Source organism: Citrobacter sp. C1 (assembly GCF_014596895.2).
In the GTDB taxonomy this organism is placed as follows: domain Bacteria; phylum Pseudomonadota; class Gammaproteobacteria; order Enterobacterales; family Enterobacteriaceae; genus Citrobacter; species Citrobacter gillenii.
In genome coordinates, this window is record NZ_CP115035.1 from 1,738,085 (window position 1) to 1,760,741 (window position 22,657).

23 protein-coding genes and 1 tRNA gene are annotated in these 22,657 nt (G+C 53.6%); 17 read left to right on the forward strand and 7 right to left on the reverse strand.

The window, feature by feature from the left end; all coding sequences use genetic code 11:
- Positions 1 to 168 precede the first annotated feature (168 nt).
- On the forward strand, positions 169 to 1,830 hold the full coding sequence (gene mqo, locus IB214_RS08370) for a malate dehydrogenase (quinone) (RefSeq protein ID WP_117343441.1): 1,662 nt from the start codon (positions 169 to 171) through the stop codon (positions 1,828 to 1,830).
- A gap of 100 nt (positions 1,831 to 1,930) precedes the next feature.
- On the opposite strand, the gene eco is transcribed toward mqo, so the two are convergent.
- Complete coding sequence (gene eco, locus IB214_RS08375) at positions 1,931 to 2,428, reverse strand: serine protease inhibitor ecotin (RefSeq protein WP_117343485.1); 498 nt, start codon at positions 2,426 to 2,428, stop codon at positions 1,931 to 1,933.
- A 415-nt stretch (positions 2,429 to 2,843) separates the two neighbouring features.
- Here eco and napF point away from each other — a divergent pair, with 415 nt between their 5' ends.
- From napF to IB214_RS08450, 15 genes are all read left to right on the forward strand, one after another.
- Positions 2,844 to 3,335: a ferredoxin-type protein NapF gene (gene napF / locus IB214_RS08380; protein ID WP_117343442.1), complete on the forward strand. Its 492-nt coding sequence runs from the start codon at positions 2,844 to 2,846 to the stop codon at positions 3,333 to 3,335.
- Positions 3,325 to 3,588, forward strand: coding sequence for a chaperone NapD (napD, locus tag IB214_RS08385; RefSeq protein WP_096756429.1), 264 nt, complete (start codon positions 3,325 to 3,327; stop codon positions 3,586 to 3,588). The genes napF and napD overlap by 11 nt, the downstream gene beginning before the upstream one ends.
- Positions 3,585 to 6,071, forward strand: coding sequence for a nitrate reductase catalytic subunit NapA (napA, locus tag IB214_RS08390; RefSeq protein ID WP_096756430.1), 2,487 nt, complete (start codon positions 3,585 to 3,587; stop codon positions 6,069 to 6,071). Before napD ends, napA begins: the two co-directional genes overlap by 4 nt.
- A 6-nt stretch (positions 6,072 to 6,077) precedes the next feature.
- Positions 6,078 to 6,773, forward strand: coding sequence for a ferredoxin-type protein NapG (gene napG / locus IB214_RS08395; RefSeq protein WP_117343443.1), 696 nt, complete (start codon positions 6,078 to 6,080; stop codon positions 6,771 to 6,773).
- Positions 6,760 to 7,623 (forward strand): quinol dehydrogenase ferredoxin subunit NapH, encoded by an 864-nt coding sequence (gene napH, locus IB214_RS08400; protein ID WP_115257950.1) that lies wholly within the window; start codon positions 6,760 to 6,762, stop codon positions 7,621 to 7,623. The genes napG and napH overlap by 14 nt, the downstream gene beginning before the upstream one ends.
- Positions 7,620 to 8,069, forward strand: coding sequence for a nitrate reductase cytochrome c-type subunit (gene napB, locus IB214_RS08405; protein ID WP_096756433.1), 450 nt, complete (start codon positions 7,620 to 7,622; stop codon positions 8,067 to 8,069). Before napH ends, napB begins: the two co-directional genes overlap by 4 nt.
- A 9-nt stretch (positions 8,070 to 8,078) precedes the next feature.
- Positions 8,079 to 8,681, forward strand: a complete 603-nt coding sequence (napC, locus tag IB214_RS08410) for a cytochrome c-type protein NapC (protein WP_096756434.1) — start codon at positions 8,079 to 8,081, stop codon at positions 8,679 to 8,681.
- Between the two features lie 19 nt (positions 8,682 to 8,700).
- A complete protein-coding gene (gene ccmA, locus IB214_RS08415; protein WP_117343444.1) occupies positions 8,701 to 9,321 on the forward strand; it encodes a cytochrome c biogenesis heme-transporting ATPase CcmA in 621 nt (206 codons plus the stop codon).
- Positions 9,318 to 9,977, forward strand: coding sequence for a heme exporter protein CcmB (gene ccmB / locus IB214_RS08420; protein ID WP_045445367.1), 660 nt, complete (start codon positions 9,318 to 9,320; stop codon positions 9,975 to 9,977). Before ccmA ends, ccmB begins: the two co-directional genes overlap by 4 nt.
- 82 nt (positions 9,978 to 10,059) lie before the next feature.
- Complete coding sequence (locus IB214_RS08425; RefSeq protein ID WP_096756436.1) at positions 10,060 to 10,797, forward strand: heme ABC transporter permease; 738 nt, start codon at positions 10,060 to 10,062, stop codon at positions 10,795 to 10,797.
- On the forward strand, positions 10,794 to 11,006 hold the full coding sequence (gene ccmD, locus IB214_RS08430; protein ID WP_096756437.1) for a heme exporter protein CcmD: 213 nt from the start codon (positions 10,794 to 10,796) through the stop codon (positions 11,004 to 11,006). The genes IB214_RS08425 and ccmD overlap by 4 nt, the downstream gene beginning before the upstream one ends.
- On the forward strand, positions 11,003 to 11,482 hold the full coding sequence (gene ccmE, locus IB214_RS08435; RefSeq protein WP_096756438.1) for a cytochrome c maturation protein CcmE: 480 nt from the start codon (positions 11,003 to 11,005) through the stop codon (positions 11,480 to 11,482). The genes ccmD and ccmE overlap by 4 nt, the downstream gene beginning before the upstream one ends.
- A complete protein-coding gene (locus IB214_RS08440; RefSeq protein ID WP_115257952.1) occupies positions 11,479 to 13,434 on the forward strand; it encodes a heme lyase CcmF/NrfE family subunit in 1,956 nt (651 codons plus the stop codon). The genes ccmE and IB214_RS08440 overlap by 4 nt, the downstream gene beginning before the upstream one ends.
- Positions 13,431 to 13,988, forward strand: a complete 558-nt coding sequence (gene dsbE, locus IB214_RS08445; RefSeq protein ID WP_096756440.1) for a thiol:disulfide interchange protein DsbE — start codon at positions 13,431 to 13,433, stop codon at positions 13,986 to 13,988. Before IB214_RS08440 ends, dsbE begins: the two co-directional genes overlap by 4 nt.
- Positions 13,985 to 15,034 (forward strand): cytochrome c-type biogenesis protein CcmH, encoded by a 1,050-nt coding sequence (locus IB214_RS08450; protein ID WP_117343445.1) that lies wholly within the window; start codon positions 13,985 to 13,987, stop codon positions 15,032 to 15,034. Before dsbE ends, IB214_RS08450 begins: the two co-directional genes overlap by 4 nt.
- 101 nt (positions 15,035 to 15,135) lie before the next feature.
- Here the strand turns inward: IB214_RS08450 and narP are convergent, their stop codons facing one another.
- From narP to IB214_RS08480, 6 genes are all read right to left on the reverse strand, one after another.
- Positions 15,136 to 15,783, reverse strand: coding sequence for a nitrate/nitrite response regulator protein NarP (narP, locus tag IB214_RS08455; protein ID WP_115257955.1), 648 nt, complete (start codon positions 15,781 to 15,783; stop codon positions 15,136 to 15,138).
- Positions 15,784 to 16,053: 270 nt separating this feature from the next.
- Complete coding sequence (locus IB214_RS08460) at positions 16,054 to 18,318, reverse strand: nitric-oxide reductase large subunit (RefSeq protein ID WP_117343446.1); 2,265 nt, start codon at positions 18,316 to 18,318, stop codon at positions 16,054 to 16,056.
- Between the two features lie 322 nt (positions 18,319 to 18,640).
- Positions 18,641 to 18,931: a Bor family protein gene (locus IB214_RS08465; RefSeq protein ID WP_115257957.1), complete on the reverse strand. Its 291-nt coding sequence runs from the start codon at positions 18,929 to 18,931 to the stop codon at positions 18,641 to 18,643.
- 366 nt (positions 18,932 to 19,297) lie between these two features.
- Positions 19,298 to 19,374 (reverse strand) — tRNA-Pro (locus IB214_RS08470).
- 73 nt (positions 19,375 to 19,447) lie between these two features.
- On the reverse strand, positions 19,448 to 21,208 hold the full coding sequence (yejM, locus tag IB214_RS08475; RefSeq protein ID WP_117343447.1) for an LPS biosynthesis-modulating metalloenzyme YejM: 1,761 nt from the start codon (positions 21,206 to 21,208) through the stop codon (positions 19,448 to 19,450).
- Positions 21,209 to 21,239: 31 nt separating this feature from the next.
- Complete coding sequence (locus tag IB214_RS08480) at positions 21,240 to 21,467, reverse strand: YejL family protein (protein WP_096756447.1); 228 nt, start codon at positions 21,465 to 21,467, stop codon at positions 21,240 to 21,242.
- A 134-nt stretch (positions 21,468 to 21,601) separates the two neighbouring features.
- On the opposite strand from IB214_RS08480, the gene yejK reads away from it, so the two are divergent.
- Positions 21,602 to 22,609 carry a nucleoid-associated protein YejK gene (gene yejK, locus IB214_RS08485; RefSeq protein WP_005129293.1) on the forward strand — a complete coding sequence of 336 codons (1,008 nt, stop codon included), beginning with the start codon at positions 21,602 to 21,604 and terminating at the stop codon, positions 22,607 to 22,609.
- Positions 22,610 to 22,657: the final 48 nt, after the last annotated feature.

Sequence of the window (22,657 nt, forward strand, 5' to 3'; positions counted from 1 at the left end):
ATTGTCAATAACCGTATAAAGAATCAACCTATTAATAACATTTTTAAAATTTAAACATAAATTATAAACAATATTTTATTATTTTTTACTTAAGTGTTACCGTTGGGCCGTTCGATTTTCACCTGCATGAAAAGCAAAAAGCGATACTAAAAGTAAGGCATTAACATTATGAAAAAAGTGACAGCCATGCTCTTCACCATGGCCCTGGGGCTGAATGTTGTCTCGATGGCGGCAAAAGCGAAAGCTGTGGAAGAGCAGGAAACGGATGTACTGTTGATTGGCGGCGGCATCATGAGCGCCACATTGGGAACCTATTTACAGGAACTGGAACCACAATGGTCTATGACCATGGTCGAGCGACTGGATGGGGTGGCCGAGGAGAGTTCAAACGGCTGGAACAATGCCGGCACGGGCCACTCCGCGCTGATGGAACTGAACTACACGCCGAAAAAAGCCGACGGTACTGTCAGCATTGAAAAGGCCGTTGAAATTAACGAAGCCTTCCAGATTTCCCGCCAGTTTTGGGCCTATCAGGTCAATAACGACGTGATGCATGACCCTCGCTCATTTATCACTACCGTTCCCCACATGAGCTTTGTCTGGGGGGATGAGAACGTTAACTTCCTGCGCGCGCGTTATAAAGCCCTGCAGCAAAGTTCGCTGTTCCGTGGTATGCGCTACTCCGAAGATCACGCCCAGATCAAAGAGTGGGCACCGCTGGTGATGGAAGGACGCGATCCAAACCAGAAAGTGGCAGCAACGCGTACCGAGATTGGGACTGACGTCAACTACGGCGAAATTACGCGCCAGCTGATCGCTTCGTTACAGAAAAAGCCTAACTTTGCGCTGCAACTCAGTACTGAAGTACGGGGTTTTAAGCGTAACGCTGATAACAGCTGGACCGTCACGGTTGCCGATCTGAAAAACAACGCGGCGGAACGCGACATCAAGGCGAAGTTTGTCTTTATTGGCGCCGGTGGCGCTGCGCTGAAACTGTTGCAGGAAACCGACATCCCGGAAGCGAAAGGCTACGGCGGATTCCCGGTTGGCGGACAGTTCCTGGTGGCGGAAAACCCGGATGTGGTGAATCGCCACCTGGCGAAAGTATACGGTCAGGCTTCTGTCGGTGCACCGCCGATGTCCGTACCGCACATTGACACCCGTATTCTGGATGGCAAACGCGTGGTGCTGTTTGGACCGTTTGCGACCTTCTCCACCAAGTTCCTGAAAAACGGTTCATTGTGGGATCTGCTGAGTTCTACCACCACTTCAAACGTTATGCCGATGATGAATGTGGGTCTGGATAATTTCGATCTGGTGAAATATCTGGTCAGCCAGGTCATGCTCAGCGACGACGACCGTTTTGCTGCGCTGCAGGAATACTACCCGCAGGCGAAGAAAGAAGACTGGCGTTTGTGGCAGGCTGGCCAGCGCGTGCAAATCATCAAAAGTGATGAAGACAAGGGCGGCGTGCTGCGTCTGGGGACCGAAGTGGTGAGCGACAAAGACGGCACGATTGCCGCACTGCTGGGTGCATCACCGGGCGCGTCAACGGCGGCACCGATCATGCTGCATCTGATGGAAAAAGTGTTTAAAGATAAAGTCGCCAGCCCGCAATGGCAGGCGAAGCTGAAAACGATTATTCCGTCTTACGGCACCAAGCTGAACGGTAACGTCGAGGCCACGGAACAAGAGCTGCAGTACACCAGTGGCGTTTTGGGTCTGAAATACGATAAACCGCAGGTGCCTGATGAAACGCCTCAACCGCAGTTAAAACCTCAGGCTCAACCGCAGCCAGAGCAGAAAGCGGTTGCGGATATCGCACTGTAATCGCATGGTTGCATGCCGGATGGCGCTGCGCTTATCCGGCCTACAACACGCTATACGTAGGCCGGATAAGGCGGTACGCCGCCATCCGGCACATTCTCATTTATCGCGCGGCTGCGTCCTGAATCTTCTCTTCTGCTTTCCAGATACGGTATTTTACTTCTACGTTTTCCGGGGTGTAGACCACAATCGGTAATTTGCTGTTGTAACGCAACATACCGTCGTCACCTAAATGAGCGGTAATAAACTTCTTCTCTTTCTTGCCGTCCGGGCAGGCCATCATGGTTGACACCGGAGAGGTAACTTTGTCGAATACGTAGTAGTCGTAACCCCAACCTTCCAGCGTTTTGCTGTCCAGTTCTCCGCCCAGGCGATGCTGGTTGCAGTCAACGTCCAGCGTTTGGCCGATCAGCAGTTCTACCTTTAGAGTAGATTCATCTTTCTCAGGAGTAAGCTGGATAACCTGGCGTTTCATCCCTTTGTCTGCTTTCGGATACGGGGCGACTTTTTCCAGCGGCTGAGCGGGAGTATCACTGGTTGCTGCCCATGCAGAGGTGCTGGCAAACGTGGCTAGCAGGATGGCAGGGACGATGGTCTTCATCTTATTGTTCACAGTGTTTCCTTTCTTCTGTCTTCTGAACGTGTTTGTCGCAGGTTAGCATATTCACATGCGCTATTAATCTAAATTTACTTATATTTAAGGTGTATTAATTGAATGTTTAATTATTAACTAGAGATATGTGCTAAGAATTATCCTATTATTAAGATTATTCTCTTGCATATGTATTCGCTATATAATTGTTTATATAACTCATTGAAATGTGAGTAAAAGCGCGTTTTTTTATACCAACCCTACACTCTTTTGATCCGGCAACAGCATTTACCCCGATTGGGGTATGCACCTCTAACACATCCTGAAATATCTTACTGTTAAAAATAACTACTCATAAATAGTGCGGTTACTTATTGTCGTTCAACCCGCTCAGGGAGAGCGTCATTTATGGAAGGACAATGTCATGGTTGATTTATCCCGTCGAGGCATGTTGACAGGTAGCTGGCGTAACGCCAGTACGGGGATCCGTCCGCCGTGGAGCATGGAAGAATCTCACTTTCTGGCGCATTGCCTGCGTTGTGACGCCTGCGTCCAGGCGTGTGAAACCGGCATCCTGCTGCGAGGCCAGGGCGGTTTTCCGAGCGTAAATTTCAAACATGGCGAGTGCAGCTTTTGTTACGCCTGCGCAGAGGCCTGTCCCGAATCACTCTTTCTTCCGCGCCACACCAGGGCCTGGGATCTGAATGTTACGATCGGTGAAAACTGTCTCGCCAATCAATCTGTAGAGTGCCATCGCTGTCAGGATAGCTGTGAACCCATGGCCATTACCTTTCGCCCCACGCTGTCCGGTATATATCAGCCACAGCTCGACAATCAAGCCTGTAGCGGATGTGGCGCGTGTGTCGCGACCTGTCCGGTATCAGCCATTAATGCGGAGTACCACCATGGACACTAACTGGCAGGTTTGCAGCCTGGTCGTTCAGGCCAAAAGTCAGCACATCAACGATATCGCTACGCAGTTACGTACATTTCCAGGTTGTGAAGTTGCACTCAGCGATGTGGAAAGCGGCCAACTGATTGTGGTGGTAGAAGCAGAACACAGTGAAACACTAATGAAAACAATTGAGTCAGTGCGCAACGTTGCGGGCGTACTGGCGGTGTCGCTGGTTTATCACCAGCAGGATGAGCAAGGTGAGGAAACACCATGAAACTCAGTCGTCGTAGCTTTATGAAAGCTAACGCCGTTGCGGCCGCTGCGGCGGCTGCCGGGTTAAGCGTGCCGGGCGTTGCCCGCGCGGTAGTCGGTCAGCAAGAAGCGATCAAATGGGACAAAGCCCCGTGCCGTTTTTGCGGTACTGGCTGTGGCGTATTGGTTGGCACCCAGCAAGGCCGTGTTGTGGCATGCCAGGGTGACCCGGAAGCGCCGGTTAACCGTGGACTTAACTGTATTAAAGGGTATTTCCTACCCAAAATCATGTACGGAAAAGACCGTTTAACGCAGCCAATGCTGCGCATGAAGGACGGGAAATATCACAAAGAAGGCGAGTTCACCCCGATTAGCTGGGATCAGGCCTTTGATGTGATGGAAGAAAAATTCAAAACGTCGCTGAAAGAGAAAGGACCTGATGCCATCGGCATGTTTGGTTCCGGTCAGTGGACCATCTGGGAAGGCTACGCCGCCGCGAAGCTGTTCAAAGCCGGTTTCCGTACCAACAATATCGACCCGAACGCGCGTCACTGCATGGCGTCGGCGGTGGTGGGCTTTATGCGTACCTTTGGTATGGATGAGCCGATGGGCTGCTATGACGATATCGAACATGCGGATGCGTTCGTGCTGTGGGGCGCGAATATGGCGGAGATGCACCCAATTCTGTGGTCGCGCATCACTAACCGTCGTCTGTCCGATCCCAACGTCAACGTTGCGGTTCTCTCTACCTATCAGCATCGTAGCTTTGAGCTGGCAGATAACGGCATGGTCTTCACGCCGCAAAGCGACCTGGTGATCCTCAACTACATCGCCAACTATATCATTCAAAACAATGCGATAAACCAGGATTTCTTCAGCAAACACGTTAACCTGCGCAAAGGTGCGACGGATATTGGCTACGGCTTACGCCCAACGCATCCGCTGGAAAAAGCCGCGAAAAACCCAGGTTCCGATGCGTCTGAGCCGATCAGCTTCGAAGAGTACAAGGCGTTTGTTGCGGACTATACGCTGGATAAAACCGCAGAAATGACCGGCGTGCCGAAAGATCAGCTGGAACAGCTGGCGCAACTGTATGCCGATCCGAAGAAGAAAGTTATCTCCTACTGGACGATGGGCTTTAACCAGCATACTCGCGGCGTATGGGCCAATAACCTGGTCTATAACCTGCATCTGCTAACCGGCAAAATCTCTCAGCCTGGCTGCGGACCGTTCTCGCTGACCGGTCAGCCTTCCGCCTGTGGTACCGCCCGTGAAGTGGGGACGTTCTCTCACCGTCTGCCTGCAGACATGGTGGTGACTAACGAGAAGCACCGCGATATCTGTGAAAAACACTGGAATCTTCCGACCGGCACCATCCCGGCGAAAGTCGGTCTGCACGCCGTGGCGCAGGACCGTGCGCTGAAAGACGGCAAGCTGAATGTCTACTGGGTGATGTGTAACAACAACATGCAGGCCGGGCCGAACATCAACGAAGAGCGTATGCCGGGTTGGCGCGATCCGCGCAACTTTATCATCGTGTCCGATCCGTATCCGACCGTCAGCGCTCTGGCTGCCGACCTGATCCTGCCGACCGCAATGTGGGTAGAAAAAGAAGGGGCCTACGGTAACGCCGAGCGTCGTACTCAGTTCTGGCGTCAGCAAATTAAAGCGCCGGGTGAAGCGAAGTCTGACCTGTGGCAAATGGTGCAGTTTGCCCGTCGTTTCAAAACCGAAGAGGTCTGGCCGGAGGAACTGCTGGCACAGAAACCGGAGCTGCGCGGTAAAACGCTGTACGACGTCCTGTTCGCCACGCCTGCGGTGACGAAATTCCCGCTGACGGAACTGGCTGACGATCAGCTGAACGATGAATCCCGCGAACTGGGCTTCTATCTGCAAAAAGGGCTGTTCGAAGAGTACGCCTGGTTTGGTCGCGGTCATGGTCACGATCTGGCGCCATTTGACGATTACCACAAAGCGCGCGGTTTACGCTGGCCGGTGGTCGACGGTAAAGAGACCCAGTGGCGCTACAGCGAAGGTAACGACCCTTACGTGAAGGTGGGCGAAAGCTACAAGTTCTACGGCAAGCCGGATGGCAAAGCGGTCATCTTCGCGCTGCCGTTTGAACCCGCCGCAGAAGCACCGGATAAAGAGTATGACCTGTGGCTCTCCACCGGTCGCGTGCTGGAGCACTGGCACACCGGTAGCATGACGCGCCGCGTGCCTGAACTGCACCGCGCCTTCCCGGAAGCCGTCCTGTTTATTCATCCGCTGGATGCGAAAGCCCGCGATCTGCGTCGTGGCGACAAGGTGAAAGTGGTTTCCCGTCGTGGCGAAGTGATTTCGATTGTTGAAACCCGCGGTCGTAACCGTCCACCGCAGGGGCTGGTGTACATGCCGTTCTTCGACGCCGCACAGCTGGTGAACAACCTGACGCTGGATGCGACGGATCCGCTCTCTAAAGAGACGGATTTCAAGAAGTGCGCCGTGAAGCTGGCGAAGGTGTAACGCGTTATGTCCCGGTCAGCAAAACCCCAAAATGGCCGCCGCCGCTTTCTGCGCGATATGGTTCGCGCAGCGGGCGGGCTGGCCGCCGTTGGCGTGGTGCTGGGGTTGCAACAGCAAACTGCACGTGCAACCGGCGTGCGGTTGCGCCCGCCAGGGGCATTGGCTGAAGACGCCTTTGCCAGCGCCTGCGTGCGCTGTGGACAGTGCGTTCAGGCTTGCCCGTACGACACGCTGAAACTGGCGACGCTGGCCTCCGGGCTGGCAGCGGGGACGCCGTATTTTATCGCGCGCGACATTCCCTGCGAAATGTGTGAAGACATCCCGTGCGCCAAAGTCTGCCCAAGCGGCGCGTTGGACAAGGAGATCGAATCCATTGACGATTCACGCATGGGACTGGCGGTACTGCTGGATCACGAGAACTGCCTCAACTATCAAGGGCTGCGCTGCGATGTCTGTTATCGCGAATGTCCAAAGATAGACGAGGCCATCACCCTGGAACTGGATCGCAATATGCGCACCGGTAAGCACGCGCGGTTTATTCCGACCGTACACAGCGATGCCTGCACCGGATGCGGTAAATGTGAAAAGGTCTGCGTGCTGGAACAGCCGGCAATAAAAGTGCTGCCGCTGTCGCTGGCGAAAGGGGAGTTGGGACACCATTACCGCTTCGGTTGGCTGGAGGGGAACAATGGCAAATCGTAAACGTGATGCCGGGCGTGAAGCGCGGGAGAAAAAAGGCTGGTGGCGCAGCCACCGTTGGCTGGTGCTGCGTCGTCTGACGCAGTTTTTGGTGCTGGCAATGTTTCTCAGCGGCCCGTGGTTAGGGGTGTGGATCCTGCATGGCAATTACAGCAGCAGCCTGTTGCTGGATACCATCCCATTCACCGATCCGCTGATTACGCTGCAAAGCCTCGCCAGTGGACATCTGCCTGCGACCGTAGCGTTAATCGGTGCTGCACTTATTACGGGGCTGTATGCCCTGGCCGGTAAGCGGTTGTTTTGCAGCTGGGTCTGCCCAATGAACCCGGTCACTGATTTGGCAAGTGTGTTACGCAGAAGGTTTGACCTGAATCAGTCTGCGACTATTCCGCGCCATATACGGTACGTCCTGCTGGTCGTTATCCTGGTGGGATCCGCGCTGACCGGTACGCTGCTGTGGGAGTGGATAAACCCGGTCTCTTTGCTGGGACGTAGCCTGGTAATGGGATTCGGTAGCGGTATCCTGCTGATTATTGCACTGTTTTTATTTGATTTACTGGTTGTTGAGCATGGCTGGTGCGGGCACCTTTGCCCATTAGGCGCGCTGTATAGCGTGCTGGGAAGCAAAGGGGTGTTAACCGTGTCAGCAAAAGAACGCGAGAGATGTAACCGCTGTATGGATTGTTTTCATGTTTGCCCGGAACCGCATGTGCTACGTGCCCCGGTGCTGGATGAGCAAAGTCCGGTGCAGGTAACCAGTCGCGATTGCATGGGTTGCGGTCGCTGTGTGGATGTCTGTTCTGAGGATGTTTTTACAATAACAACACGATGGAGTTCGGGAGCGAAATCATGAAAAGCCATGACCTGATTAAAGCGCTGAGTCAAATGGCGGCCGCGCTGGCCCTGGTAGTGAGTGGGGCCGTTTGGGCTGCAAACGGAGTGGATCTGAGCCAGTCACCGGAAGTCTCGGGGACCCAGGAAGGGGCTATTCGCATGCCGAAAGAGCAGGAGCGTATGCCGCTGAACTATGTTAACCAGCCGCCGATGGTCCCGCACAGCGTTGACGGTTACCAGGTAACGACCAACACCAACCGCTGCCTGCAATGCCACGGCGTCGAAAGCTATCGCACCACCGGCGCGCCGCGCATTAGCCCGACGCACTTTATGGATAGCGATGGCAAAGTACTGGCGGAAGTCGCGCCGCGTCGCTATTTCTGTCTGCAGTGCCATGTCCCGCAGGCGGATGCTGCACCGATTGTCGAAAATACCTTCACCCCCTCGAAAGGTTACGGGAAATAAGAGGTCATTATGGAAAATTCTAACCGTAAACCAGGCTGGATTAAGCGCGTCTGGCAATGGTGGCGTCGCCCCAGCCGTCTGGCGCTCGGCACGCTGTTGTTAATCGGCTTTGTGGGCGGCATTATTTTCTGGGGCGGCTTTAATACCGGTATGGAAAAGGCCAATACGGAAGAGTTCTGCATTAGCTGTCACGAAATGCGCAACACGGTATACCAGGAATACATGGAAACCGTACACTACAACAACCGCAGTGGTGTACGAGCTACGTGTCCTGATTGCCACGTCCCGCATGAGTGGGGCCCGAAAATGATCCGTAAAATCAAGGCCAGCAAAGAACTGTACGCGAAAGCACTGGGGTTGATAGATACACCGCAAAAATTTGAAGACCATCGTCTGACGATGGCGCAAAATGAATGGCGGCGTATGAAAGACAATAATTCGCAAGAGTGTCGTAACTGCCACAACTTCGAGTTTATGGATTTAACTGCCCAGAAAGGCGTGGCGGCTAAAATGCATGACCAGGCCGTAAAAGAAGGGCAAACGTGTATTGACTGTCATAAAGGGATTGCACACAAGCTGCCTGATATGCGCGAAGTCAAACCGGGCTTTTAACAGGATGTAAATAACCAGGATGCTTGAAGCCAGAGAACTGCTCTGTGAGCGAGATGACAGAATACTGTTTAGCGAGCTGTCATTTCGCGTTAACGCAGGGGAATGGGTGCAAATTACCGGAAGTAACGGTGCGGGGAAAACGACCCTGTTGCGGTTGCTTACCGGGCTGGCTCGTCCTGATGCCGGAGGCGTTCTCTGGCAAGGTCAACCGCTGCATCAGGTGCGGGACAATTTCCATCAGGAACTGCTGTGGATCGGACATCAGCCGGGGATAAAAACCCGGCTTTCGGCGTTGGAGAATCTGCGGTTTTTCCATCATGATGGCGATATCGCCCAGTGTCTGGAGGCGCTGGCACAGGCAGGTCTTGCCGGATATGAAGATATTCCGGTCAATCAGCTCTCCGCCGGGCAGCAGCGTCGTGTTGCGCTGGCTCGCCTGTGGCTAACCCGTGCCCGACTGTGGATCCTCGATGAACCGTTCACCGCGATTGATGTTAATGGCGTTGAGCGTCTCACCCAACGTATGGCTCAGCATACGGAGCAGGGCGGAGTTGTTATTCTGACGACTCACCAACCTCTCAATGTAGAAACCAATAAAGTGCGGCGCATCGCGCTGACCCGCGAGAGGACAGCACAATGATGTGGCGAATTTTCCGTTTAGAACTGCGGGTTGCGTTTCGTCATAGTGCGGAGATCGCCAATCCGTTATGGTTCTTCCTGATTGTGATTACGTTATTCCCGCTGAGCATTGGCCCAGAGCCACAGCTGCTGGCGCGCATTGCGCCGGGGATTATCTGGGTGGCGGCATTACTGGCGTCGTTGCTGGCGCTGGAACGCTTATTCCGTGATGACCTGCAGGACGGTAGCCTTGAGCAGCTGATGCTGTTGCCGTTACCGTTACCGGCTGTGGTGCTGGCGAAGGTGATGGCGCATTGGGTAGTGACTGGCCTGCCGCTGCTGATCCTCTCGCCGTTGGTGGCGTTGCTGCTTGGCATGGATATGTACGGGTGGCAAATTATGGCGCTAACCCTGCTGCTCGGCACGCCAACACTGGGTTTTCTCGGGGCACCGGGTGTGGGGTTAACGGTGGGATTAAAGCGTGGCGGCGTATTGTTAAGTGTACTGGTGCTACCGCTCACGATTCCATTACTGATTTTTGCTACCGCCGCGATGGATGCTGCCTCAATGCACTTACCCGTTGAAGGCTACATGGCGATTCTGGGCGCACTGTTGGTTGGCAGCGCAACGTTAAGTCCGTTTGCGACAGCGGCGGCGCTACGTATTAGCGTGCAGTAACTGTAGGCCGGATAAGGCGCAAGCGCGGCCATCTGGCACCAAGGTAATTTCATTTGTTTTGCTTGAGTCTGGTGACTGAACTATGTGGAAAATACTTCATCAACTGGCGATGCCCCCACGGCTCTATCAGATCTGTGGCTGGTTTATCCCGTGGCTGGCCATTGCCAGCGCAGTGGTACTGGTAACGGGCTGGATCTGGGGATTTGGCTTTGCACCCGCGGATTATCAGCAGGGACAAAGTTATCGCATCATCTACCTGCACGTCCCGGCGGCAATCTGGTCGATGGGCATTTACGCCTCAATGGCGGTTGCCGCGTTTATCGGCCTGGTCTGGCAGATGAAAATGGCCAACCTGGCGCTGGCGGCGATGGCGCCCATTGGTGCGGTGTTTACCTTTATTGCCCTGGTGACCGGTTCTGCATGGGGTAAACCGATGTGGGGAACCTGGTGGGTGTGGGATGCCAGACTCACCTCTGAACTGGTGCTGCTGTTTCTCTACGTTGGCGCGATTGCGCTGTGGCACGCATTTGATGACCGCCGCGTAGCAGGGCGTGCCGCGGGGATTCTGGTGCTGATTGGCGTGGTGAACTTACCGATCATTCACTACTCGGTGGAGTGGTGGAATACGCTGCACCAGGGGTCAACCCGTATGCAGCAAAGTATCGACCCGGCTATGCGCGCGCCGCTGCGTCTGGCGATCGTCGGTTACCTGTTACTGTTTGTCACGCTGACGCTGATGCGCATGCGTAACCTGATTTTGTTGATGGAAAAACGCCGCCCGTGGGTGAGTGAACTGATCTTAAAAAGAGGCCGCCAATGACCCCTGCATTTGCATCCTGGAGTGATTTTTTCGCCATGGGCGGTTACGCCTTGTATGTCTGGCTGGCCGTGGCGATGAGCGTTATCCCGCTGACGGTGCTGGTACTGCATTCCGCGCTACAGCACCGCGCGATTTTACGCGGCGTGGCGCAGCAGCGGGCAAGAGAAGCCCGCATGCGTGCGGCGCAAGTACAACGGGAGGCGGCGTGAATATTCGACGTAAAAATCGGCTATGGATAGCCTGTGCGGTACTGGCGGGCCTGGCATTGACCATCACGCTGGTGCTTTACGCGCTGCGTTCCAATATCGACTTGTTCTATACGCCGGGCGAAATCCTCTACGGCAAGCGTGAAACCCAGCAGATGCCAGAAGTCGGCCAACGCCTGCGCGTGGGTGGCATGGTCATGCCGGGCAGTGTAAAGCGTGACCCGCAATCGCTGAAGGTGAATTTCAGCATCTATGACGCCGAAGGCGTGGTGGATGTGACGTATGAAGGCATCCTGCCGGATCTGTTCCGTGAAGGGCAGGGCGTCGTTGTTCAGGGTGAGCTGGGCGAGGGGAATCATGTTCAGGCAAAAGAAGTTCTCGCCAAACATGATGAGAATTACACCCCGCCGGAAGTCGAAAAAGCGATGCAGGAAAACCATCGTCGCCCGGAAAGTGTGTATAAGGATAAAACGTCATGATGCCTGAAATTGGCAACGGGCTGCTGTGCCTGGCGCTTGGCGTCGCATTGCTGCTCTCGGTTTATCCGCTGTGGGGCGTTGCGCGCGGCGATGTACGGATGATGGCCTCTGCGCGGCCCTTTGCCTGGCTGTTGTTTATCTGTGTGATGGGCGCGTTTTTGGTGTTGATTAACGCCTTTGTGGTCAATGACTTTACCGTGACCTACGTCGCCAGTAACTCTAATACCCAGCTTCCGGTCTGGTATCGTGTGGCGGCCACGTGGGGCGCGCATGAAGGCTCGCTGCTGCTGTGGGTGCTGCTGATGAGTGGCTGGACCTTTGCCGTGGCGCTGTTTAGTCAGCGTATGCCGCTGGATATCGTAGCCCGTGTGCTGGCGGTGATGGGGATGGTTAGCGTCGGCTTCCTGCTGTTTATTCTGTTTACCTCCAACCCGTTTTCCCGCACGCTGCCGGACTTCCCGATAGAAGGGCGCGATCTGAACCCGCTGTTGCAGGATCCGGGACTTATTTTCCACCCACCGCTGCTGTATATGGGCTATGTCGGCTTCTCCGTTGCCTTTGCTTTTGCCATTGCAGCGCTGATGAGCGGGCGTCTGGACAGCACCTTTGCCCGTTTTTCACGCCCGTGGACGCTGGCGGCGTGGGTGTTTCTGACGCTGGGTATTGTGCTCGGTTCGGCCTGGGCTTACTACGAGTTGGGCTGGGGCGGCTGGTGGTTCTGGGATCCGGTAGAGAACGCCTCGTTTATGCCGTGGCTGGTGGGGACGGCGCTGATGCACTCCCTGGCCGTTACGGAGCAACGCGCCAGCTTTAAGGCCTGGACGTTACTGCTGTCGATCTGCGCGTTCTCACTGTGCCTGTTGGGGACGTTCCTCGTGCGCTCGGGCGTGCTGGTGTCGGTACATGCCTTCGCCTCCGACCCGTCGCGCGGGATGTTTATCCTGGCCTTTATGGTGCTGGTGATTGGTGGTTCACTGCTGCTGTTTGCGGTACGTGGGCATAAGGTTCGCTCGCGGGTCAATAACGCACTGTGGTCGCGTGAATCGCTGCTGCTGGGGAACAACGTTTTGCTGATTGCCGCCATGCTGGTAGTCCTGCTGGGCACGCTGCTGCCGCTGGTGCATAAACAGCTGGGGCTGGGCAGTATTTCGATTGGTGAGCCGTTCTTTAATACCATGTTCACCTGGCTGATGGCACCGTTCGCGCTGTTGCTGGGGATTGGACCGCTGGTGCGCTGGGGACGCGACCGACCGCGCAAACTAAAAACGTTGCTGATTATCGCTTTTGTCACCACGCTGGTAATGTCTGTGCTGCTGCCGTGGTTGTTTGAGGATCGCATTGCCGCGATGACCGTCGTCGGCATGGCAATGGCCTGCTGGATATTTGTGCTGGCCATGTCTGAGGCATTTCTGCGTATTTCACGCGGCACGAAGCTGACGCCGAGTTACTGGGGTATGGTGTCGGGTCACGTAGGGCTTGCCGTCACTATCGTCGGTATTGCGTTTAGTCAGAACTACAGCGTTGAACGCGATGTGCGCATGAAGGCGGGCGATAGTGTCGGCATTCATGATTACCAGTTCACCTTCCGTGAAGTGAAAGATATCACCGGTCCTAACTATCGCGGCGGTGTCGCGATTATTGGCGTCACGCGTGACGGCAAACCGGAAGCGACGCTGCATGCGGAAAAACGCTTTTATAACAGCACCAGCTCGATGATGACCGAGGCGGCCATTGACGGCGGATTTACCCGTGACCTGTACGCGGCGCTGGGCGAGGAGCTGGACAACGGCGCATGGGCCGTGCGTCTGTATTACAAACCGTTTATTCGCTGGATTTGGGCCGGAGGGTTACTGATGGCGCTGGGCGGATTGTTCTGCCTGTTTGATCCGCGCTATCGCCAGCGCACGCGTCCCCGCACTGCCGGGCAAGAAAAAGCGCCGGAGGCTGTATGAAGCGCAACGCACTGTTAATTCCGTTTATTATTTTTCTCGTGATTGCCGCAGCGTTGCTGTGGCAGCTGGCACGTAACGCGCAGGGCGACGATCCTACAAATCTGGAGTCGGCGCTGATCGGTAAACCGGTACCGACATTCCGTCTGGAGTCGCTGGAGAACCCGGGTCAGCATTATCAGGCCGATGTGCTTACGCAGGGCAAGCCGGTACTGCTTAACGTCTGGGCGACCTGGTGTCCGACCTGTCGCGCTGAACATCAGTATCTGAACCAGCTTTCAGCGCAGGGCATTCGGGTTGTGGGTCTGAACTATAAAGACGATCGCCAGAAAGCTATCGTCTGGCTGAAAGAGCTGGGTAATCCGTATGCGCTGAGCCTGTTTGACGGCGACGGGATGCTGGGTCTGGATCTGGGGGTGTACGGCGCGCCGGAAACGTTCCTGATCGACGGGAAAGGCATTATTCGTTACCGCCATGCCGGTGATTTAAACGCCAGGGTGTGGGAGAGCGAGCTCAAACCGTTGTGGGATAAGTACAGTAAGGAGGCCGCGCAATGAGGTTTTTACTGGGCGTGCTGATGCTGATTGTCTCAGGTTCGGCGTTGGCCACTATCGATGTAATGCAGTTCAAGGACGAAGCGCAGGAGCAGCAGTTCCGCCAGCTTACCGAGCAGCTGCGTTGTCCAAAATGTCAGAACAACAGCATTGCTGATTCGAACTCGATGATTGCCACCGACCTGCGTCAGAAAGTGTATGAGCTGATGCAAGAAGGGAAAAGCCAGAAAGAGATCGTCGATTATATGGTGGCGCGTTATGGCAACTTCGTGACCTACGATCCGCCGCTGACACCACTGACCGTACTGCTGTGGGTGATGCCGCTGGTGGCGATTGGTCTGGGAGGCTGGATTATTTTCGCCCGCTCTCGTCGTCGCGTTCGCCTGAAGCAGGAAGAATTTCCTGACGATACCACACCGGATGGCACACGGGGTGGATGGTGGCTGTTTGCACCTGGCGTGGTGGTGGCGCTTGTGGTGGGTGCGGTGAGCTATTACCACACCGGTAATTATAAGCAGGTAAAAGTTTGGCAGCAGGCCACCGCCCAGGCTCCGGGGTTGCTGGAACGCGCGTTGGATCCGAAAGCCGAGCCGCTGAATGAAGAGGATATGACGCGCCTGGCGCTGGGGCTGCGTACGCGGCTGCAATCTGACGCCGGAAACGTTGAAGGCTGGATCATGCTCGGGCGTATTGGCATGGTATTAGGCAATGCCAGTACGGCGACCGAAGCCTACGCTAACGCTTACCGGCTGGATCCGAAAAATAGCGATGCCGCGCTGGGTTATGCGGAAGCGTTGACCCGTTCCTCCGATCCGGACGATAACCGCCGGGGAGGAGAACTGCTGCGCCAGCTAGTCAGAAGCGATCATGCCAACGTCCGTGTGCTGAGTATGTATGCGTTTAATGCGTTTGAGCAGCAGCGCTTCGGTGAAGCGGTCGCCGCGTGGGAGATGATGCTGAAATTATTACCTGCCAACGATACCCGCCGCTCGGTGATTGAGCGCAGCATTAAACAAGCGCTGGAACAGCTGTCGCCGCAGGAGAAATAAGCGTGGAAGATGCCGGATGGCGACGCAAAGCGTCTTATCCGGCCTACCGATGCACGCAACTTGTAGGCCCGATAAGCGTAGCGCCATCGGGCAATATCTGGTTATTGCATGCCGCGTGTTTGTAAAAACAGGATGGTAGCCGCAACGCGAGAACGCACGTTAAGTTTGCGCAGCAGATTGCGAATATGCACCTTTACTGTTTGTTCGGAGATATTCAGCACTGACGCGATCTGTTTGTTTGACAGCCCCTGTGCCAGTTCGTGTAATACATCCAGTTCGCGTTCGGTCAGCATGCTGAACGGATCTTCTTCTGCGCCAAATAGCTCACGTTCACGCAGGTAGTTGCTGACGCGTTCGCTGAAGGCTTTACCGCCTTTCGCACCGCTGCGAATAGCTTCGAGCAACACTTCCGGATCGCTGTCTTTCAGCAAATAACCGTCAGCGCCAGCATCAATTAAGGCATAAACATCGCTGGCGGAATCCGATACGGTAAGAATGATAATTTGTGCTGTGATGCCATCCCGGCGCAGCGCATTCAGGGTATCCAGTCCGCTCATACCTTTCATATTGAGATCCAACAGGATCACATCCAGGTCAAGCCGGTTTGCCAGATCGATAGCACTCGCGCCGTCGCCTGCTTCGGCAACCACGTCAAATGCGCTATCCAGCTGCAGTAATTGACTGATTCCTCGCCGCATGAGTGGGTGGTCATCAACGATCATCACCTTAAAAGGTGTTAATTCAGGCATCTTCTTCTCCTGAGCACTCTTAATTTCGTTATATTTCGGGGCATGGGATAATCCTGATTTATCACGCAGATGATAAGGCAACGTGACCCTACTTTTTACAGGTGCAAATAGTATATCCTGACTCAAAAAGCTCTCATTGGAATTTTTACAAAGAATACTCTTTATGACTTGAATCAAGGTGCTGCCGATTTGCGAGACGAAATAAAAAAACCGCAACGACTGGCGCTGCGGTTGCCTTTTAATTGCTGAGCGTCAACTTAAAAATGGCGCTTAGTTTTTCTCGTTTGCCAGCGTCATCGATTTAGCGCTGGCTTTGGTAAGCAGCTTCAGTGCAAAGAGCGCCAGCAGCAGCCCACCGATACCGAAGATGATGTCGCCCGGGACACGCAGCCAGACCAGTGTTTCAACGATATGCGAGTGAATCACTTCCGGAGAGCGCGCGTACCACAGCCCCTTATCAATGCTGGCCCATGACTGATAAATCCCTACCGGCAGCAGCGAGACAAAGACCATCCACGTTAAGCCGATGTTCATCAACCAGAATGCCCATTTCAACAGAGAATCAACCCAATGGTTGTCCGGCAGCAGACCACGCAGACAGAACAACATTAGACCAATACCGAGCATACCGTATACGCCAAACAGCGCGGCATGAGCATGCGCTGCCGTCAGGTTCAGACCCTGTACGTAGTACAGTGAAATCGGCGGGTTGATGGCGAAGCCCAGCAGGCCAGCGCCGACCATATTCCAGAATGCCACGGCCACGAAGAAGAAGATCATCCAACGGTAACGCTGTACCCACGGTGCTTTACGTGCCAGTGAGTAACTGTGTGCAGCTTCAATCCCCACCAGCGACAGCGGAACCACTTCCAGTGCAGAGAAAATTGAACCCCAGGCAATAACGGAGATCGGTGCGCCAGTGAAGTACAGGTGGTGCAGCGTTCCCAGAATGCCACCAAACAGGAAGATGATGGTCGAGAACAGTGTTGCTTTGTTCGCCGCGCTACTACGAATAAGACCCAGACGACAGAAGATAAGCGCAATCACGGCGGTGGCGAAGACTTCAAAGAAACCTTCTACCCACAGGTGAACCAGCCACCAGCGCCAGTATTCAATAATGGCGTAATGCGTCTTAAAGCCCCAAATCAGGGACGTAGAGTAGAACAGGCCGATACAAATGGCTGCCAGGAACATCAGCATGATCAGACCACGGTTTTCTGATGGACGGGTGAGGGCAGGCCATAATGCACGTCCCACCAGTACCAGCCAAATCATCAGGCCGATAAACAGCAGCCACTGCCACATGCGTCCCATGTTGGTGAACTCGAGACCCTGGGCACCAATATAGAAGTTCTGTTTGGCGTCCAGATAGCCCATTGCACCCAACCAGCCGAAGCCCAGCGAACCAACCACCAGAATCAGCAGCGCAACAAACAGAATATTAACGCCCAGACGCTGGAATGCGGGTTCTTTGCCGGAAATCAGCGGGGCGATATACAGACCGGTTGCCAGCCACGCGGTAGCAATCCACAGAACTGACAGCTGGGTGTGCCAGCTACGCAGGACGGTGTACGGTAAGATTTTCGATAGCGGGATGCCGAAGAAATCCTGGCCTTCCACGCTGTAGTGCGCAGTCATCGAACCGAGGAAAATTTGCACCATAAACAGGGCGATAACCACGTAAAAATATTTTGTGGTTGCGCGCATCGACGGTGTCAGCGTCAGCCGGAACAGCGGATCGCTGGCCGGGGAGACAATGGTTTCGTCTTCTTCGTTACGAAAATGGTACCAGACCAGGGCACCAATACCGCCCAGCAGCAGAATGACGCTGGCAATAGACCAGATGCCTAAGCTGGCACTTGGCGTATTACCCACCAGCGCTTCATGCGGCCAGTTGCTGGTGTAAGTGATGGTATCACCTGGGCGTTCGGTGGTGGCAGCCCAGGCGCTCCAGAAGAAGAAGGCGCCGAGATCCTGCCGGTCCAGAGAAGAGGAAAGTGTATTTTCCTTCATCGCATAGTCAACGCGCAGCGCGTGGAAATCAGGCGCGTCGCTGAACAGACCGTCATAATGCGCGGCAACCTCACGAATGGCTTTGGCGCGCTCCGGTGTAATAATGATGACATTACGCAGCGCGTCATAGCTATTATGGCGCATCTCCTGTTTCATCAGGCCGCCCGCAACCAGCTGTTGTTCTTGCGTTAGCGCATCGAACGGTTGCTGATATTTTTTCTCGGCGATGATGTCGCGTAAGGCAAGCGCTTCACGGTGTAGCCAGTCCGCAGACCAGTCAGGCGCAACGTAGCTGCCATGACCCCAAACGGAACCCAGCTGTTGACCGCCAGATTTAAACCAGGCTTCCTGCCCATCCTGAATTTGTTCCCCGGTGAAAACCTGCTCACCATCCGTCGTGATAACTTGTGCCGGAATAGGCGGAGCCTGCTGATAAATCTCGCCGCCCAGCCACAGTAGCACGCCAAAGGACGCCAGGCAGATAACGAGAAGCGTTAGCCATAAACGCTTTGAGTAATGCATAACCTAACCTTTTTTATTGTACAAAGCCTGAGCCATCGCGACGCAGGAGGGGGAAGGTACTTTCCCCTGACATATCTTTACACATATAAACATGTATTTTAAATACAACTTTGTGTGTATAAAGAGGGTTATGCGTTGATTTTGATTTATAAGTAAGTCGATGGGGCGAGTACGGAAGTGTCACTACCAACAGATAGCGTTAAATGTGTTTCTTAACGACACAAAAATTATTCAGTTATTACGTCACTATTTTTCAATCGTGTTAAATAATGGCAGGCACATTATTGCTAAGCAGGTATCCATCGAACACCTGCTCATCGTATTATTTAGCGCAATACACTCTCGCCTCACGAGGTGTGTAGATACCGATAGTAATAATACGCAAGAAAACATCCATTCCCGATTCCTGTACTTCGGTACGGATAACTTTGTCTGCACCACCACAAACAAGTGCTGCATCAATAGTTTGCGACTGGCCTATGCCGTGAACAAAAAAGCTCTGTTTGACCTCTTGGGTCGGTTTTTCGGCAATGCCGTTATTTATTTTAAAGGTTTGCTGTGCACAACCTGATAACGCTACAGCTGCCACTAATGCCATCATTAACTTTTTCATTTTTACCATCGTAGGGTTAGGATAGAAATGTCATGTTCTTATTTATTTTATTTCGCACATATCCGACCAGCGATTCATTCTGCTATGAAATGCTTAACGTTTAAGCAGGGTTTATTAAAGTAAAAAATTAATAAAATATTTGTGTCATTACTGTAATCTCGATTTGCTGTTTGACAACATTAATTAAATATCAACTTTAATGAGCGGCAATAATAAACAATGTTGATATTAAAGATGCAAGCAGCTGGAATAGAAGTCAGCAGGGTGAATTATGCCAGGCTCCGGCCAGGAAAGAGGGCGCTGAGTCCCGGCAAATTGCAGACATAAAAAAACCAATCGTAGAAGATTGGTTTTTTTGGGGAATTTTGGTCGGCACGAGAGGATTTGAACCTCCGACCCCCGACACCCCATGACGGTGCGCTACCAGGCTGCGCTACGTGCCGACACTATGGCGCTAATACTACTGCTTTCCACCACGATTGCAAGAGGATGGTTTACTAACTGATTTATAATTAATCAGTTAGCAATAAAACGTTTCTCATCCGTCAGAACCTGTAGCAGTAAGCTCAGCTGCGGTTTCTGATCTTTAATCTTCTCGCCGCGTAAATCATAGGTCTGGTAATTACCGTTGTTGTTGAGCACCAGCGTCATTTCTGGAGTGGTAATCGCCATTGTGCTGCTGTCGGCGGCCGTTACCCAATAGTGGCGTCGCGTGGCATTAAACAAATCCTGGCCTTGCGAATATTCGTTTGCCGGTGTGCTGACGTGCAGTAGTCGCTGCATCAGCGTGGTCATCAGGTCGGTATGATCGGTCAGGATATTAATGCGCTGAGCGGGTGTACCCGGCCAGTGAATTATCAGTGGAACCTGAAGATGACCGCGCGACCAGTCGAAGCGATTCTCATCCTGCGACAGTGGGACACCCCGACCGGCGGTTATAATCACCACCGTGTTGTTGAGCTTACCCGAATCACGCAGAGCGCCCAGAACGCGGTTAATGTTCGCATCTACGTCCTGAGCGGCGTTGGCGTAGCGTTTAGCAAAGTTCTTCTGGTTGCTGTCATCAATGTTAGTCCCGTTAAAGGAGACCCATGAGAACCAGCGGTTATCTTCCTGCGCGTAGCGGCCCAGCCAGTTGACCCATTGGTTCGCCGTTTGTTCGTCAGATTGTGTCTGCACGCTTGGCATAGAGAAGTCTGACAGCAGCGCCTGGCGATAGAGCGGGCTGGTAAAGCCATCAGAGGAGAATAACCCCAACTGATAACCTTGTTGATTCAGGGCAGAGATCAGCGCGGCAGGCGTTCTGCTTGCCAGAATGCCGTCCATATAGCTTGGCGACACGCCATAGAACAGGCCAAAAATACCGTTATCGGAGGTATTACCGGAACTCATATGGCGCGTGAAGGAAATATTTTGCCCGGCAAATTCCGCCAGGGCTGGCATCTGTTTTTCAAAGCGCGAGTAGTTCAGACCGTCTACGGTGATCAGCAGGACGTTCTGGCCGGTACCCATATCACGATAGCGTAAATCGCTAAGCGGATACTGCACGGAGACCGCTTCCGGATTACCTTGTTCGATCAGGCGGCGCTGATACTCTTGCGCATCCAGCAAACCATGTTTTTCCAGAAACTTACGCGCTGTCATTGGGTAAGACAGCGGCAGGTTTGCGCGCTGCATAGTGATCGGCCGATAGAAATTGGCGTCCGCCCAGATGTACACCACATGCGATGCGATGAACGATACGAAAAAGAAAGCGGCTAAAGGTTTCGCGAAATGACGGCGACGCGTCAGGCTGCGCAGCTTTTGCCAGCTCCAGGTCGCAAACAACATTTCTATTAGCAGAATAATCGGCACGCTGATGAACATCAGCTGCCAGTCACGCGCCGTTTCGTTCTGATCGGGGTTAATGACCAGTTCCCAGACAATCGGATTGAGATGCAGGTGGAAACGGGTGAACACTTCGCTGTCAATCAACAGCAGCGTCATGCCCACGGTCGCCAGGATGGCTGATAAGAATCGCATCAGCCTCTGGGACATGACGATAAACGTCAGGGGGAACAGGATCAGCAAATAGGCGGCAAACACCAGGAAGCTAAAATGCCCGACAACGCTCAGATAAGAATAAACACGACCTGCAAGCGTTGTCGGCCAGTCGGCGACAAACAGGTAACGACTACCGAGCACCATGGCCAACAGAATGTTGAACAAGGCGAACCAGTGCCCCCAGCTAACCATCTGGGAGACTTTCTCACGGTAGCGTTGACGATGAGTTACCATAAACTGTTGTTCGTTTCCCCGGAGCAGGCTCTTAGTGCGCTTGGTCGTCGTTTATCGAAGACTGCAATGCGCGGGCAAATGAATTCGCAATCGCCTGGCGCTGGGCCGGTGCGACGCTTGTATTGATAAGGTTAGTGACCATGTTTCCCAGTACCATCAGGGAAAGATCGGTCGGTGCCTTATGTTTTTCCAGTACGTTGAGCATTTCATTCAGCAATTGTTCAACGTGTTCGTCACTATAGCGGGAAATTTGTGGCATAAATCGAAATCTGTCTGTTCATGAAAGGGCAACATATTACCGTAGCGACAGTTTTTTTTCTGCTTTTTTATCTTCTATTGCGTCACTGCCCGGCAGGTGGTTGAATACCGCCCGGTCTTAAAGGAGAGTTTATCATGAGTCTGGATATCAACCAGATTGCCCTGCACCAGCTTATCAAGCGTGATGAGCAGAACCTTGAGCTGGTCTTGCGCGATTCATTACTGGAGCCGACGGCGACCGTTGTCGAGATGATGGCTGAGCTGCATCGGGTATATAGCGCCAAGAATAAAGCCTATGGCCTGTTTAGCGAAGAGAGCGAACTGGCGCAAACGCTGCGTTTGCAGCGTCAGGGCGAAGAGGATTTTCTGGCGTTCAGTCGTGCTGCAACCGGGCGTCTGCGCGATGAGCTGGCGAAGTATCCGTTTGCTGACGGCGGGATCGTGCTGTTCTGTCATTACCGTTACCTGGCGGTAGAGTATCTGCTGGTGGCGGTGCTGAACAACTTAAGCAGCATGCGCGTGAATGAAAATCTGGATATCAACCCGACGCACTATCTGGATATCAATCATGCTGATATCGTGGCGCGTATTGATTTAACCGAGTGGGAAACCAACCCGGAGTCCACGCGGTATCTGACGTTCCTGAAAGGAAGGGTAGGACGTAAAGTTGCCGATTTCTTTATGGATTTCCTCGGGGCCAGCGAAGGACTGAATGCGAAAGCGCAAAACCGTGGCCTGCTGCAGGCGGTAGACGACTTCACTGCCGAAGCTCAACTGGATAAAGCTGAACGCCAGAACGTGCGTCAGCAGGTTTATAGCTACTGTAACGAGCAGCTTCAGGCCGGGGAAGAGATTGAACTGGAGTCCCTGTCAAAAGAGCTTTCCGGCGTCAGCGAAGTCAGCTTCAGTGAGTTTACCGCGGATAAAGGCTATGAGCTGGAAGAGAGCTTCCCGGCAGATCGCAGTACACTGCGTCAGTTAACCAAGTTTGCCGGTAGCGGCGGTGGGTTAACGATCAATTTCGACGCCATGCTGCTGGGCGAACGCATTTTCTGGGATCCGGCGACGGACACCTTAACCATTAAAGGTACGCCGCCTAACCTGCGCGATCAGTTGCAGCGTCGTACTTCTGGCGGGAAATAACATGGATGATGCCGGATGGCGGCGTAAATGCCTTATCCGGCCACATGT

Excerpts from the sequence above, each read along its gene's own strand:
- mqo (WP_117343441.1), top strand. The coding sequence starts at position 169 with ATGAAAAAAGTGACAGCCATGCTCTTCACCATGGCCCTGGGGCTGAAT.
- eco (WP_117343485.1), bottom strand. The coding sequence starts at position 2,428 with ATGAAGACCATCGTCCCTGCCATCCTGCTAGCCACGTTTGCCAGCACC.
- napF (WP_117343442.1), top strand. The coding sequence starts at position 2,844 with ATGGTTGATTTATCCCGTCGAGGCATGTTGACAGGTAGCTGGCGTAAC.
- napD (WP_096756429.1), top strand. The coding sequence starts at position 3,325 with ATGGACACTAACTGGCAGGTTTGCAGCCTGGTCGTTCAGGCCAAAAGT.
- napA (WP_096756430.1), top strand. The coding sequence starts at position 3,585 with ATGAAACTCAGTCGTCGTAGCTTTATGAAAGCTAACGCCGTTGCGGCC.
- napG (WP_117343443.1), top strand. The coding sequence starts at position 6,078 with ATGTCCCGGTCAGCAAAACCCCAAAATGGCCGCCGCCGCTTTCTGCGC.
- napH (WP_115257950.1), top strand. The coding sequence starts at position 6,760 with ATGGCAAATCGTAAACGTGATGCCGGGCGTGAAGCGCGGGAGAAAAAA.
- napB (WP_096756433.1), top strand. The coding sequence starts at position 7,620 with ATGAAAAGCCATGACCTGATTAAAGCGCTGAGTCAAATGGCGGCCGCG.
- napC (WP_096756434.1), top strand. The coding sequence starts at position 8,079 with ATGGAAAATTCTAACCGTAAACCAGGCTGGATTAAGCGCGTCTGGCAA.
- ccmA (WP_117343444.1), top strand. The coding sequence starts at position 8,701 with ATGCTTGAAGCCAGAGAACTGCTCTGTGAGCGAGATGACAGAATACTG.
- ccmB (WP_045445367.1), top strand. The coding sequence starts at position 9,318 with ATGATGTGGCGAATTTTCCGTTTAGAACTGCGGGTTGCGTTTCGTCAT.
- IB214_RS08425 (WP_096756436.1), top strand. The coding sequence starts at position 10,060 with ATGTGGAAAATACTTCATCAACTGGCGATGCCCCCACGGCTCTATCAG.
- ccmD (WP_096756437.1), top strand. The coding sequence starts at position 10,794 with ATGACCCCTGCATTTGCATCCTGGAGTGATTTTTTCGCCATGGGCGGT.
- IB214_RS08440 (WP_115257952.1), top strand. The coding sequence starts at position 11,479 with ATGATGCCTGAAATTGGCAACGGGCTGCTGTGCCTGGCGCTTGGCGTC.
- dsbE (WP_096756440.1), top strand. The coding sequence starts at position 13,431 with ATGAAGCGCAACGCACTGTTAATTCCGTTTATTATTTTTCTCGTGATT.
- IB214_RS08450 (WP_117343445.1), top strand. The coding sequence starts at position 13,985 with ATGAGGTTTTTACTGGGCGTGCTGATGCTGATTGTCTCAGGTTCGGCG.
- narP (WP_115257955.1), bottom strand. The coding sequence starts at position 15,783 with ATGCCTGAATTAACACCTTTTAAGGTGATGATCGTTGATGACCACCCA.
- IB214_RS08460 (WP_117343446.1), bottom strand. The coding sequence starts at position 18,318 with ATGCATTACTCAAAGCGTTTATGGCTAACGCTTCTCGTTATCTGCCTG.
- IB214_RS08465 (WP_115257957.1), bottom strand. The coding sequence starts at position 18,931 with ATGAAAAAGTTAATGATGGCATTAGTGGCAGCTGTAGCGTTATCAGGT.
- yejM (WP_117343447.1), bottom strand. The coding sequence starts at position 21,208 with ATGGTAACTCATCGTCAACGCTACCGTGAGAAAGTCTCCCAGATGGTT.
- IB214_RS08480 (WP_096756447.1), bottom strand. The coding sequence starts at position 21,467 with ATGCCACAAATTTCCCGCTATAGTGACGAACACGTTGAACAATTGCTG.
- yejK (WP_005129293.1), top strand. The coding sequence starts at position 21,602 with ATGAGTCTGGATATCAACCAGATTGCCCTGCACCAGCTTATCAAGCGT.